Genomic DNA, 13,399 nt, shown 5'->3' with positions numbered 1-13,399 from the left:
CTTTCGGGAGAATTGTAAGTTGGTTATTATTCAAATTCAACGTTTGTAAATTTCCCAGCTGTCCCATTTCTTTAGGAAATGATGTGAAATTGTTAAAACTCAAATTCAACTCTTGCAAATTCTGTAATTTTCCAATTTCCTTGGGTAGAGTTACGAGTTGTTGGTCTCTCAAATCCAGAACACGAACATCCAAAGGATTTTCTAGAGCTATTGTTAAGTCAGTATAAGTTCCTTCCTTTATTTTCTCCGTTTGAGACTCAGAAAAGAAACAAAGAAAAATTAAAAGGAAGGTTGCGATTTTTTGTAAACAAATCGACGTTAAGCGAAATTTCATCGGGGATTCTCCTAAGAGGCATTTTTATTTTTCTGAAAAAGTGAAACTCGAATCCATTTTTTCATATCTCTAACGGCAATAAAACGATTTTCGTTTGTACGAGACGTTATTTAAAAAAAATCATTCTGATTCGCTTATCAAAACCTCTGAAAGATTGAAAGTGAAGTGGGAATTCTACCGAGGCCATTTTACTCATTTTTTTCGTTTATTTTTTGATTTTCTTTGAAACACAACTCCTGATAAACTCCGAAAGTTTATTTCATTCGACAATAAGATTGTGCCCCTTTTTTGTAAAAGCCCGGCTATTTAACGTGAGTTCGGTATAACAAATGCAAAAGCAATTATATGTTTGGATCTGCAACGCGATCCATAGAGAGCCGTTCTGTTTTAGTTTAGCAGTGATGCAAGAGTTAGAATGTCTCGCTCTCTAAGAATCACTCGATTGCCTTTCAAGGACGGATTCACGTTACGTAAACTACCTGCCCGCTTTCTTTCATTTTTTCATACAACAAATCAAAACAATTATTTCTAAATTATGTTTTTATTATAATTCTGGACTTGCCAACAAATCGGCGTTTTGACAGAATTGCTTTCGATCTTCTATCATCTTAACCGTTGAAGAAGGTTATTTATATTGTGAGTTCAATAAGGGATTGTATGAAATGGGAAATGTTTACTTTGTAAGTAACACTTTTCGATCAGAAAACGGAGTTCATAATCTCTTACATCGAATTCACGTTATTTCAAACACATAGGAGAATTAAAATCATGAGGACTACAAGAACGAATCGATCTAAATTAAAAGCAAAAATGTTTCGTTTATTCATCATCGTTTTTTCAACCATAACGATGACCTACGGATGTGATTCCGAGAACCGGGACATCCAGACTTTGATTTCAAGCGAACCTTTATTAAATATGCTCAATCCGGCAAGAGATCGGAATCTGATTAAATTGCATCTATGGAATTCCGCAGCAATCGACGATATCAAATTTTATTATATTCCGTTTGAATGGGACCCTCGAGTTTTCTCCGCCCAGATGGATGAAGTATGGCAAGCGTTCGGATTGAACATCAACGGAATTCCGATTACCGGTAAAAACTATTTCCTATTCGCCGCAAAAACCGCAAGCGGCGCTACCTCTCAAAGATTCGATCCAAGTTCGGAACTTTTCCAAGCCTGGTTCGGAATGTATACCGTAAACGACGAAGGTGGGATGGTATATTCCTTCCCGAACAATAGTTTTAATCCTACGGGAGTGATTGAGCTGATTACTGCGGATCAAATTGCTTGGTTAGTCAACTTCGCGAAAGTTCCATTCAATTTTCTGCATGTATCTCCTGCGGAAGAACAACCTACCGTATCTTCCGTTCAAATCGACGGACACGATGGTTATTCGGTTCATTTTAATCTAACATCCAATATCGACGTCGGATATCAGAATAACCCCAATCCTCCGGTTTATCCGTACACAAGCGATCCCTCCTTTTTTTACATACCGCAGTCGTTATGGTTAAACAAGTTGCCTTTTTTATACCAAAGCAACACAGGCTACAATACCGTTACATTAGAATGTGTCGCCTATGTTTGGCACGATAAAAATCGTTTGAACGTAGTCTATTACAACGGAATTATCTATAAGAAAAGTTACGGCGGAGGATCCCTTTTCGCCGATTATCGCACTTTAGGGAACATAGGTTCAACTTTGGAAACAATGGCAAAAAACGTAAGCCTTCAGTAAAACATTATATTCAAAAAATATGATTCTTCTTTTCTCATAAGGAGCGGTTGTTCCCTATGAGAAAATCGAACAGATCTTGGATCCAGTTTAATTTCGATTGCAAGGTAAGAACCTTATTTATCTCCAAAATAAATTTCACATTTTGGAAGCGCTTTACGAATTCTTTCTTTTTCTTTCGGTAAGAGAGGATTGGAATACAAATACAATTTTCGTAAGTTCCTAAGTTGCTCGACTGCTTCCGGAAAATTTGTGAGCCGGTTTTCACTTAAATCCAACCATTGTAAATTCTGGAGGATTCCAATTTCTTTCGGAAGGGTTGTCAGTTTTTGCTCACACAAATCCAAACTAAGAACCTTCGAAGGATTTTGGAGCGCTTTTGTTAAGTCGGTGTAAGTTTCTTTTTCAACTTCCTCCGATTGCAACTCGGCAAAGAGACAAATAAAAATAAGAAGGAAAGCGGCGATTTTTTGTAAATGAGTCAGTTCTAAGTTCATGTTGATAACGGGGATTCTTCGTGGGATTTTACTTTGGATGGAAAATTGAGTTTTGTAGAAACTGGAGCGTTCACTCAATTTGAACACTCCTTTTAAAATTTCTGCATACTCTATAAGCGAAAAATCCAGAAAATTTATCTTCGGTTTAAAAAACGGAAGTTGCCCGTTCTTTTCAATCAAGGATATCCTAACGTTCGAAAGGCGGATTATTTATCTCCAGAATAAATTTCACGTTGAGGATTGGAATGCAAATATAAAGAACTCGTTCCAAAATCCGCGAAAATTGCGGAAATGAGTGCGATGGCGAAAAAATTCGGCACATTTAGAGACAAACTCAAAATCGGCATATCAAATGGACGCTAAAACACTTTGTCTAAATCTTTTTAAATACAGTCTTTCGATTGAACGTAAGGAAAGTAGAAAGAAAAATATTTTTCGTGGCTAACCCGACATCGAACAAAAATTTCAATGGAAAGATAAACGAAACATCCGTTTCTAAAAATTTACTCCAATCCCCAGATAAAGCCCCTGCAAAATGTCGTGATTTCCTGAACGAATCGAATGAGAAAGCGACGGAGAATTGTCAACTTGTGTCTGAAACGGAGAGATTTGAGGATTTCCCAAATTAAAGTCCGTCTGCCTAAATCCGTAGTAACTAAAGTAAGAATAGATATAGTTGTAACCGACGTAGAGTTTCACCGTATCAAAAATTTTATAACTCAAAGACAAATCGACCTCGTAACCTCGGTAGATTCCTTTGACCCCGGCGTTTCCGTTCGAAACTACGATTGCATCCGGCGTGATCGTCCTATCCTTATAAAAACGATTGCCTTCCGTATAAAAAAGATCCAGACCTAGATGTACGGAAATTTCTTTCCAAAGTTTGTATTCCGTATTCAACACGATCTGCGGACCGTATGTATAGAAATATTCCTGATAACTTCCCTCTTTAAGAAAGTATCCGTATTTATATTTATTAATATTTCGTATCCCGGCGCCCGCGAAAACTTTCCAGTCCTCGTTCCAAATTAGAATTTTATAAAAATTGAATTCCGCTTCGGAACGAAGCATCGGGTTAAAATAATGTCTTCGGACCTGATCCCCGGACCGAGTAAAATTCGTATTCGCGTTTGCTAATTCGATTTCGTATGCGGAGATCTCGATCCTAAACTTTTTCTCCAAATTATCGTATCGAAATGCGAGCGGAACCAATACCTTCCGATTTTGTTTTACGGAATCCGTTTTGTTCGAACTTTCCAAGGGAGAATGTTCCGAAAAGGAAGTATAATCGTAAGGAGTCCATCGGTAGGTCTGACGTTTGATCCAGAACTCAAAAACGGACTTTTTCTTTTCTCCTTCTCGGTTCTCCTCTTGCTTTTGCGAAAACAGAGGATGCGCTTGTAGAGAATAGATACAAAGAAAAATCCAAATCCCAAGATAACGGTTCCGAAACAGGAAACAAAATAAATTCTCTCTCATCTTTTTTCCTCGCTGTTTGATTCCTTCGAGAAAAGTTGCGATCCGGTTACGAGAAAAATCTAATATTAGCGATTTCTTGAGGATTTTGGAAATCATTTGTTGAGTTTGTATAGGCGCCCGACCTCGCTCGCTCAATTTAAATGCTCCTTTTTGAATTTCCATCCGCGCTGAAAAAAACGATTGATAAATAATTCTTTTCGGTTTAGACATGAAAATCGCCTACATCTCAAATCAAGGGGATTTCAAGTTTTGTTAGAGAAGATCAAAACCTTTCTATTCAAAATCAATTTCGCAATTTGGAAGCAGTTTTCGAATCCTTTCTCGTTCTTCGGGCGAAAAGGAGTTACCTTGCAAACCCAATTCTTGTAAATTCAGAAGCTGCCCGATCTCCTTTGGGAGCAATGTGAGTCGGTTATAACTCAAATTCAAATATTGTAAATCCTTAAGTCGTCCGATTTCTTTAGGAAGAACCGTGAGATTTTGTTGGCTCAAATCTAAAATGCGAACATCTTCGACCGAATATTCAATGGCAGATTGGAGGGCCTCCGTTAGATCTTTAAAAGTTCTGTAACTGTAATCCTGCGATTGAACGGGGAAGAAACCGAATGGAATTAGCAAAAAGAAAACCGTCGTTTTTTGAAAACGGATATGTGTTGCGGAAAAGTTCATTAGAGTTGTTGAAAAATTCAATAGTCGCGATTAACAAAACAGCTTCAATTGTCCATTTCAATGAAACTGAAACAAATGGAGAATTAATTTTAGTACATTATTCTTTTCTAAATAGATTCGATTCGAAATCTTTTCTAATGTCCCGTGGAACCGAAACCGTTCGTCCCTCTTTCCGTCCGATCCGTAAACTCGGAAACCGATTCCCAATCCGCATACCAGGTTTCGCGAATGAGTAATTGAGCGATTCTCATCCCGTGTTCGACAACAAAGGGAGAATCTCCCAAGTTCAAAAGAGGGATCATCAATTCGCCTCGATAATCGCTGTCGATCGTTCCGGGAGAATTCGGAATCAAAATCCGATTTTTTGTGGAAAATCCGGATCTGGGTCTGATTTCAAAATGATAGTTTTGAGGAATCGCAAAAGAAAGCCCGGTTGGAACGAGAAACACTTTACCCGGTTCCAGGATAAGGTTTGAATCGAGACAAGCGTGCACGTCGTAACCGGCCGCGTGTTTTGTTTGTAATGCCGGAAGTTCGGCGTGTAGTCTTAATTTTTTTACTGAGATTTTCATGGATGGATATGAGTCCATCCTGCAAAGAGTCGAATTTTTTACCTTCTAAAAAGTGGGAAACGATTTTAAAAAATCGGTTTCCGCTTCCGACTTCTTTAGGAATACAAACGATCTATTTAGAAAATGAATTGCGTTTCAAAATAGAATTTGTATGAATGCATCGTGAAACATTCAAAGACGATTCTCATAGGCGCGTTTTTACTTAGCTCCGTATTCCTACATCCGTTGAACTCGAACCCGAGGCTCGGGAGTTGCGAAGTATTTCCCGCAAATAATATCTGGAACACTCCGATCGATACGCTTCCCTTACATTCCCTTTCGGAAGCCTACGTTCGTAGTATCGGAACACAAAAAAAACTGAAAGCGGATTTCGGTTCGGGTCTTTGGGAAGGAAGTCCGATCGGAATTCCGTTTATCCTAACGTCCGAAGTTTCCCCCGTTGCCGTATCCTTTGAATATTCGGAGGAAAGCGAACCGGGGCCTTATCCGATTCCGCCTAACGCGCCCGTGGAAGGCGGGGACACGAGCAACGGAGACAGGCACGTTCTTGTGTTGGAACAAAAAACATGCAAGTTGTATGAATTGTATTCCGCCAGAAAAAAAGGAAAAGTATGGACGGCGGGTTCCGGCGCGGTCTTCGATTTGAAGTCCAATCGTCTTCGTCCCGCAAACTGGACCTCGGCGGATGCGGCAGGATTACCGATCCTACCCGGTTTGGTGCGACATGAGGAAGTGGCTTCCGGAGAAATCAAACACGCAATCCGGTTTACCGCAAAAAGAACTCAAAAAGCCTATCTCTGGCCCGCGCGTCATTATGCCTCTAAAATAACGGATAAAAACGTACCACCGATGGGAACTCGGTTTCGTTTGAAAGCCGATTTCAACATAGAAGGATTCAGCAAGGAAAACCAAATCATTTTGCGAGCTCTCAAGAAATACGGAATGATTCTTGCGGACAACGGCTCGGATTGGTTTTTATCCGGAGCGCCGAACGAAAATTGGAACAACGATCAACTTCATAAACTCGGAAAGGTTTTAGGAAATCACTTCGAAGCGGTGGATTCGGAAAGTTTAATACTTTCACCGGATTCGGGAGAAGCTCGACAAAACTAACCTTCAAACGAACCGCCCGCATTTGCGAGGGCGGTTTTCCGTTTAACGCGAGTTCGGTATAACAAATGCGAAAGCGATCCTAGCGGAAATCCCGCGATGCAACAAACATGATTCCAAGAATAAATACTTTAGAATATACGAATGAGATAATATGTTGCTTTGCGGATAGCAGCGAAGTTAAGAAACAAAAATAAATGGAGTATGAAATCGAATGTCTTTTCTAAAAACGGTTCGAAGGGAAGCGGAAGTCGCATTTTCTAAAAACGCGCAGGCGTTATGGTTTCGAATTTTTAAATACGTTATGCTCGTTTGTATCCTGTATTTTTTTTGGGGAAGTAGATTTTTAGGTCCGATTTTGTTATTTATCCTCGCCGCCTCGCTTTCGCTGCACCTTTGGTTTCGGTATAAAACCAGCGGTTGGACGAAAAGTTACGGTTTATGGGATTACGATAAAAATAAATCCGCGCTCGATTCGGATGATGACGTCGATTCAAAACCGCAGAACGGGAATTAGGCGAAAGAAGGCATTGATCGAATTGGGATAAAAAACAAATCACTTTGGGCTTTTTAACTTCGATTCTTACTCGGAGCTCGTAAAGTTGACGGAGACGTAAAAAATACGGATGGCTTTCCTTTCCTTTTTGCCGTGTCGTGAAAAAATTAAAAAAGATCTTGCTGTCGTAAAACTTCGTCTCTGAACAATACGACATTTTACGCGGCGCGAAAAGCCGCGTTTCCGACACGGCCTTTTATATCAAACGCCTATCTTAAAGAAAGAATTCCGTTAAACGTCGCGCCTCCTCCGGGCAAAGGAAGTACAAAAGGTTCGGTCATCCCCTGGACCTCGTTCGGGATGTTCGGTAAACGACACCAAGCATCCGTGTTCGGATTATAACGAAGCGTAGACCTTACCAATCCCGAATTTCTTCCGGTCGCAATCACGACGGAACCATCTCCTTCCAAATAAGCCCCGTGTTCCGTTCGAGGTCCGGGCATCGGTAATAACGTCCAGTCGTTCGTATTCGGGTCGTAAATTTCAATCGTCTGTCTATAGAGCCCGGCTGAATCCCCGCCCGCGATCAACAAACGACCGTCCTGCAACAGGGTTGCCGTATGTGCGTTTCTAGATTGGATTAAGGACGGACCGTTTGCCCACTGGTCGGTCTGGGGATTATAAATCAAAGTGGAGGCGATCGTACCTGTGGAACCGATCCCTCCTACAACCATCACTCGACCGTCGTTCAAACGAGTCGACGTATGATAAATTCTTGCCTCCTGAACCGGTCCCGTTTCGGTCCATAGTCCGGTTGCTGGATTATAAATTTCCGCTCTTGTATCTCCTAAAAACAAAGTCCCGCCGCTTGCAAGCAGCCTTCCATCCGCGAGCACAGTCAAAACATGTCCGCCTCGAGGAGAATTCATTGAATTTGCGTTTATATGCCGAGTATCGCCGATGATATCTCCGGTAATGGGATCAAGAACCGGAGCTCCCGCGGTATCCAGAATTTCAACGGTGTCCATTTCATTCCAATTCGCGTCATATCCTCCCGAAATCAGGACCCGAGAAGCGGAAATTACCGCGGCGGCGGGTTTATGTCTATACAGGTTTAAGAGAGGTCCCGGATTCCACGCACCATTTGCCAAGGAAAAAAAAGTGCTTTGCCTTCCGTTCCCACTTCCTACGGATACGGCCAAACCATTGTCTAACGCGGTGAGAGCTTCATATGCGGTGGGAAATTGATTTCTGGACCACACACGCAAATTCGTTGTACATACATTCGTCGCGGCTTCCGGATCCGGAGTTCCCACAGGAGGGAGATTGGGGAGGCTATTTCCCGACTGTGATCCGGACTGCCCGGGCGGAACTCCGGAAGCGTTATCCGTAGAAACGGCCGACGCAGATTGGTTGAGGAGTTTGATCAATGGAAATAAGGAATCGTTTCCAGCTTCCTCCCGACAGTTTGCAAAAATCGCCGTTAAAAATAATACGACAAATATTTTCTTTTGAATCATAGTGCGGATCTCCCGTAACGTCCGCCAATTCGGAGGAAGTACGCTATGTATACGATTCCGAACGTACTTTTATGCCATCCGAACGATCGATTCGCAAGACGGGGAATTTCCAGGTTTATCTCGGGGCGATGTAGGTTTTAGATGTTAGGGGCGTGCCCCGGCGAAACTTTCTTTGTCTTACTCCGCCGGGTCGCGCTCTCAGCTTCAGTCAAGAAATTGTATATAACTTTTAGTATATTCTTATTATCTAAATTCAATTTCTTGACTCCGCCTCGATCGCTCACGCAGCGTCTCCGTTAAACGCCGTTTTCAATGATTGAAATATCTTCTTCATTCAGTCCATACAATTCATAAACCATCTTATCGATCTGTTTATCTACCAAATCGCATTTTTGTTGAAGGAGTTTTTTGTCGGAATCGTTGGTAGCGAGCTGTAATTCTTTTTGTGCGGATAACATCTGTTCGACGAGAGAGATGACTTTTTCTTTCGTTTTAGGAGAAGCGGAGTTGGGAATTGGAACTTGGGAAATGTACATGGGTTTTTGTTCGAAGTAACCTCCCTGTTTTGTGGAAGCAATATTCTTATAAAAGTAAGTCATTAATGAGGAATTTAAAATGGCTAATAACATAAAGTCTGTTGAAGCAATAAAAGTAGTTTTATCATTTCCGAAATATCCGACTTCATCATAAGCGGCAGCCGCTCTATTAACAATTGCGGGTAAAATAATTTTTTTCTTATTAAGTTCATCTTCAAATGATGGAGAAGATTGAAGCGAAAACCAAGGATATGAACCGGCGGCCCGTCCTCCTTTAACTCCAGGCATTAAAGATTTTTTGAATTTATCAAGGTGTTTCTCTATTGCAGGATATTCCGATATATCGGTATTTCTCAATGTAAAAATTAACCGTAGATCATTTGAGATAATCGAATATCTTTTAATATCTCTTCCTCTTAAATACGGTTTTAAGATTTGTTCGGATTTTTTATCCTCTTTGATTAATCTATTCTTCGTTTCCTCATCAATTACAAAAGCTTCATTGAGTCCGGTTACTGCACCTCTATAAATCTTCCCTTCTACATACTCGCCAAGTGGAATTCCCGCTTTCTTAATTTTCTCGAGAAGTGCGGATTCTTTTTTATCGGATAGAGACCAACCTTTATCATCCAGAGATTTCCAATCTACTTTGTATGCTTCCTTCTTTACCAGTTCTTGCAAAGAACCGAAGTCCAAATCCCTTACTTGAACCGTTTTTATGTTCTGCGGTTTATCGTTATTTAATTTTATAATACAAGGATAAGCGGTTGCGCTTTTGAAAACGGGCAAATCACCGAAGTCAATGATTTCAAAAATCCGTTTTGATTTTAAAAATTTACGGAGAGCTTCTCCGTAATTCGCCCGCATCCATTTATTAGCGACGATGATAGAATAGAAGCCGTCGTTTTTTAAAAGAGATAACCCTTTTTCGATAAAATATACGTACAAGTCCGCCGTCCCGGCGAACGTCGCTTTAAAACGATCCTTCGCATATAGTTTAAACTCTTCTCCTAACGTTTCTTGTCTTACATACGGCGGATTTCCGATTACGCAGTCAAAGCCGCCGTCGTTAAAAACATCCGCAAACTCTTTTTCCCAGTCGAAAGTGTTTACATTTCTGAGTTCCGTTTTACCGAATAAAGAAAGATCTTTTTCTTCATAAAAATCGGAACCGATCAGAGAATTCCCGCATTTGATGTTATTATATAAATCGGGAAGAAGTTTAATATCGCTATGTTTGAAAAGTCTATCGGCGCTTTCCGAATTTTCATCTTCCATAAGCTTTAAGAGTAGGGAAAGTTTTGTCACCTCCACTGCTTGGCCGTCGATATCCACGCCGAAGATATGACGGAGAAGTATGTTTTGTTTAATTTCTATACTTAAACGATACGCATTCCGGGATACTTGGTAAACCGACCCGTTCTTAAGAGATTTATCCAAACGTTTTTTATCGGTATAACTTTCCAGATATTTATCTAAGAGAAACGAATATGCTCCGACTAAAAAACTTCCCGATCCACAGGCAGGATCTAGGACGGTTAGTTTCGGACGATCGTATAGGTCGACATCCTTAAGCTTTTCGCCGATTGTATTTTGAACAATATAATGTACGATGTATTGCGGGGTATAGTAAACTCCGCCCGCTTTTCTTACTTCTTCTTTCTCTTCAACCTTCGCTTGATGAGAATTTGTTAAACGAATTGTCTTACCTAAAAACTGCTCGTATATATTTCCTAAAATTTCAATAGGCAGTACGGAGAGCTCGTAAGGACAATCGGGATAATATAAGCTTTTAATAATATTTTGAAATATTTTATCGTCGATGTCTAAATCGGAAATCCATTTCTCCGGTTTAAATAGACCGGAATTGTATTTGTCATTGGCTTTTAGGAAGATTTTGTTTAGATTTTTGTAGACTTCCTTATTCTTACTTGTATCCGCGAGAAGTCCGTACTTCTCCATATTTCTGTCTTCCGCGATCCTCAGGAAAATGATCCTATCAATAATCAACTGAACTGAATTATTTAATGAAAAAATATCCAGATCCTTATTTTTTATTGCAAGATTCTTAGCGAGCGACTCCCGCCAATCTTCAATTAAGGAAAGGAACTCTTTATCAACTTCAGAGGATCCTTTTTTGTTTTTATTCTCGATGATATATTTATCAAAACTTCCTTTGTAAATCGCTTCTTTTGAAAAAGTATTATAGATAAATTCAAAATGTTTTTCATATTCTTCGTAAGTGCAGTAAAATATCCTACCGACGCTAGCCTTATCCGTTTTCTCGGGTTTGATTCTTGTATCGTAAATTGCGAATTCTTCGAAGTCCGTCAAAATCGATAACGGAAGTTTGGCGGTATAACCGTAACGTCTTATTTGAAAGGCAGGCTCAATTTCATCCTTTATGTTTACAGACGGCTTTTTTGCTTCTAGAAAAAATTTTCTTACTCCTCCGATACGGAAACTGTAATCCGGCGCCTTCGGTTTGCCTTCGATAATTACCTTGTCTTCTCTTACAACGTCTCGATAACTTTCCGCATAATTTGAATTATTCCGAACGTCCCAGTCCAAACATTCGAAAAATTTATCAATAAAATCAACGCGCGTATTTGCCTCGTCGTATTTATTACTCTTATATTCTTTAATATTGCTTTGAAACGAATTACAGAGGTCTTTTATTCTTTTTATTTTTTCTTTCATTTGTTCGATTTTACAAAATAATTTTGAAAACAATCTTGTAATGTAATTTTTTAAAAATGTCGCCTAACGAAAGAGTCTCCTCGATGTTTGTGTTCCCGAAACGCCTCTGCTCGGAATTGGCACGAGGTTCGAACGCCCTTACGAGCGTCCCGCGAACCGAAGCGACATAGTTAGAAGCCGTAGTTTATCAGGTTTAAAGAATCGGAAAAAAAATTTAAGAACCGCTCAGTATTAATTACAAAAGAAGAATTAATATCATTAAGCAGCTGACGTATCTCGTCGGAAAAACCATGATCTTATATGAATTTTTTGGACAAATATATCGCGCATGATATAAATCTAAAGATCATTGCGTTTATAAAATTGCTTATTTTATTTTTTTATAATATCAAAATATGAAAATAACCTAATAATCAATGGATTTTTTATATTTTCACGTTCTCTTTTTGGGATGGCAGCGCCCAATCCCTATCCAAGTTTTGAAAGTAAATTAAATGCAAGATCTGCTTTAGTTTCTCGATGTATAAAATTGGTATTAGCCGATTCGATACCGATTTTAATACTTTCGTTTATAAAGAAAATTACGATTAACGACGGCACGAACTCACAAAAATCGATATAATCTTATTCTAAAAATTCAGAAAAAACGAAAAATCAATTGTGCCTAACGTATTACCATTTCTCCGCTTGTTCCAAATTTTCCATAAATTCATTTTGTGTATATTGATCCATTTCTTCCAGATACTTCTCTTTCAGCTCCTTTAAACGAATCAACGCTTCCTTCTTTTGACCGAATTTTGCAAGGGCTTCATAAGCCTGAAACAATACGGTAATATGATTTGATCCTATTCCGGAACGTCCTTCTTCGACGGGTCGATAGCTCATATAAATCCAATAAGACAAATGATCCGTGACTTTTCTGACAATAGCCGTCGATCTGGGATCGCCGATTTGAGCGAGAGCATCCGCACAGGCAAGCATTTCGCTGTCTTTAAAACTATTGACTTCGCCTTTAAGCAGTTCCTTGATTTTGTTTTCCAGAGGCAATCTATATTCTTTGCGTTTTGATTCTCCAAACCAATGATAGGCGGCAAAACGATTGTAATGAAACGTATCATTGAGATCATCCAGCTTTCGTTCGGCGAGACTTCTATTTTTATTCTTTTGATACCAACTTGCAATTTGAGTTTGAAACGCAAGAATCGTGCTCGGATCGACCAACGGTTCGTCTCCCAGAAGATCACCATTCCCGTCGTCATCCCCTTCTTCATCTTTGCCCTTCGATAGATAAAAGTTATAATCCGCTATTCTATTAATAATATAACCGACATATTCGTTTACGGTCGTTTTTCTTCTGGCGCCGTTTCCATGAGCTCGTTCCGCTTGTGTCGGTGAAGCATCCGAAAGGAAGGGAATCAGATAAGGAATGGAAACGATACCGATTTTCTCCAATTCAAGAATTGGATCGGAGGATCTTCCAGGAAGCTCGAAAAAACGCCACTCAGAACTTCCTGAGATCGTCTTGAGACGTTCAACCTGCTCTACGACCTTTCTCTTGAGATCATTATTCATTGGTTGAGCATTGGCTGCGCAAATCGGAAAGAAAATTCCTAAAAATAGACAAATGAAAATTTTTATATCCATTGCGACTCGGAAAAACTCAGATTTGTTCGGCAAAATTTCATTCCGCGCAACTTCGAGCTTTTTGCCGATATAGAAAAAAATTTAAATATGCAAAACTTCGAA

11 protein-coding genes (1 of these 11 running past the window's edge) are annotated in these 13,399 nt (G+C 39.7%); 3 read left to right on the top strand and 8 right to left on the bottom strand.

Annotated elements, in window-relative coordinates:
* Window positions 1-334: the 5' end (the start) of a leucine-rich repeat domain-containing protein gene (locus tag LEP1GSC194_RS12385; protein WP_036042597.1), read on the bottom strand. The gene continues 1,040 nt to the left of window position 1, outside the view; 334 of the gene's 1,374 nt are visible here — the first part of the coding sequence; the start codon lies at window positions 332-334; its stop codon lies off the left edge, out of view.
* A 768-nt stretch (window positions 335-1,102) separates the two neighbouring features.
* On the opposite strand from LEP1GSC194_RS12385, the gene LEP1GSC194_RS12380 reads away from it, so the two are divergent.
* Window positions 1,103-2,077 carry a hypothetical protein gene (locus LEP1GSC194_RS12380; RefSeq protein ID WP_020773837.1) on the top strand — a complete coding sequence of 325 codons (975 nt, stop codon included), beginning with the start codon at window positions 1,103-1,105 and terminating at the stop codon, window positions 2,075-2,077.
* A gap of 113 nt (window positions 2,078-2,190) precedes the next feature.
* Here the strand turns inward: LEP1GSC194_RS12380 and LEP1GSC194_RS12375 are convergent, their stop codons facing one another.
* From LEP1GSC194_RS12375 to dut, 4 genes are all read right to left on the bottom strand, one after another.
* The gene (locus tag LEP1GSC194_RS12375; RefSeq protein ID WP_331272592.1) at window positions 2,191-2,649 is read right to left on the bottom strand and encodes a leucine-rich repeat domain-containing protein; all 459 of its coding nucleotides are present in this window, start codon (window positions 2,647-2,649) and stop codon (window positions 2,191-2,193) included.
* 417 nt (window positions 2,650-3,066) lie between these two features.
* Window positions 3,067-4,050, bottom strand: a complete 984-nt coding sequence (locus LEP1GSC194_RS12370; RefSeq protein ID WP_036042614.1) for an LA_2444/LA_4059 family outer membrane protein — start codon at window positions 4,048-4,050, stop codon at window positions 3,067-3,069.
* Between the two features lie 273 nt (window positions 4,051-4,323).
* Complete coding sequence (locus LEP1GSC194_RS12365) at window positions 4,324-4,719, bottom strand: leucine-rich repeat domain-containing protein (protein ID WP_020773866.1); 396 nt, start codon at window positions 4,717-4,719, stop codon at window positions 4,324-4,326.
* A 134-nt stretch (window positions 4,720-4,853) separates the two neighbouring features.
* Window positions 4,854-5,291 (bottom strand): dUTP diphosphatase, encoded by a 438-nt coding sequence (gene dut, locus LEP1GSC194_RS12360; protein ID WP_017808954.1) that lies wholly within the window; start codon window positions 5,289-5,291, stop codon window positions 4,854-4,856.
* Window positions 5,292-5,453: 162 nt separating this feature from the next.
* Here dut and LEP1GSC194_RS12355 point away from each other — a divergent pair, with 162 nt between their 5' ends.
* A complete protein-coding gene (locus LEP1GSC194_RS12355; RefSeq protein WP_020773820.1) occupies window positions 5,454-6,404 on the top strand; it encodes a hypothetical protein in 951 nt (316 codons plus the stop codon).
* Window positions 6,405-6,615: 211 nt separating this feature from the next.
* Window positions 6,616-6,918, top strand: a complete 303-nt coding sequence (locus LEP1GSC194_RS12350; RefSeq protein ID WP_020773855.1) for a hypothetical protein — start codon at window positions 6,616-6,618, stop codon at window positions 6,916-6,918.
* 248 nt (window positions 6,919-7,166) lie between these two features.
* Here LEP1GSC194_RS12350 and LEP1GSC194_RS23110 read toward each other — a convergent pair whose 3' ends face one another.
* From LEP1GSC194_RS23110 to LEP1GSC194_RS12335, 3 genes are all read right to left on the bottom strand, one after another.
* Complete coding sequence (locus LEP1GSC194_RS23110) at window positions 7,167-8,417, bottom strand: Kelch repeat-containing protein (protein ID WP_020773883.1); 1,251 nt, start codon at window positions 8,415-8,417, stop codon at window positions 7,167-7,169.
* A 296-nt stretch (window positions 8,418-8,713) separates the two neighbouring features.
* Window positions 8,714-11,686: an Eco57I restriction-modification methylase domain-containing protein gene (locus LEP1GSC194_RS12340; RefSeq protein WP_020773875.1), complete on the bottom strand. Its 2,973-nt coding sequence runs from the start codon at window positions 11,684-11,686 to the stop codon at window positions 8,714-8,716.
* A 639-nt stretch (window positions 11,687-12,325) separates the two neighbouring features.
* Window positions 12,326-13,297, bottom strand: a complete 972-nt coding sequence (locus LEP1GSC194_RS12335; RefSeq protein WP_036042594.1) for a hypothetical protein — start codon at window positions 13,295-13,297, stop codon at window positions 12,326-12,328.
* Window positions 13,298-13,399: the final 102 nt, after the last annotated feature.

The sequence above is a fragment of the Leptospira alstonii serovar Sichuan str. 79601 genome (assembly GCF_000347175.1).
GTDB lineage: Bacteria > Spirochaetota > Leptospiria > Leptospirales > Leptospiraceae > Leptospira > Leptospira alstonii.
Note: the sequence above shows the minus strand (reverse complement) of the source record. Positions and strands in the feature narration are given on the sequence as shown.

Excerpts from the sequence above, each read along its gene's own strand:
- LEP1GSC194_RS12335 (WP_036042594.1), bottom strand. The coding sequence starts at position 13,297 with ATGGATATAAAAATTTTCATTTGTCTATTTTTAGGAATTTTCTTTCCG.
- LEP1GSC194_RS12380 (WP_020773837.1), top strand. The coding sequence starts at position 1,103 with ATGAGGACTACAAGAACGAATCGATCTAAATTAAAAGCAAAAATGTTT.
- LEP1GSC194_RS12365 (WP_020773866.1), bottom strand. The coding sequence starts at position 4,719 with ATGAACTTTTCCGCAACACATATCCGTTTTCAAAAAACGACGGTTTTC.
- dut (WP_017808954.1), bottom strand. The coding sequence starts at position 5,291 with ATGAAAATCTCAGTAAAAAAATTAAGACTACACGCCGAACTTCCGGCA.
- LEP1GSC194_RS12350 (WP_020773855.1), top strand. The coding sequence starts at position 6,616 with ATGTCTTTTCTAAAAACGGTTCGAAGGGAAGCGGAAGTCGCATTTTCT.
- LEP1GSC194_RS12370 (WP_036042614.1), bottom strand. The coding sequence starts at position 4,050 with ATGAGAGAGAATTTATTTTGTTTCCTGTTTCGGAACCGTTATCTTGGG.
- LEP1GSC194_RS23110 (WP_020773883.1), bottom strand. The coding sequence starts at position 8,417 with ATGATTCAAAAGAAAATATTTGTCGTATTATTTTTAACGGCGATTTTT.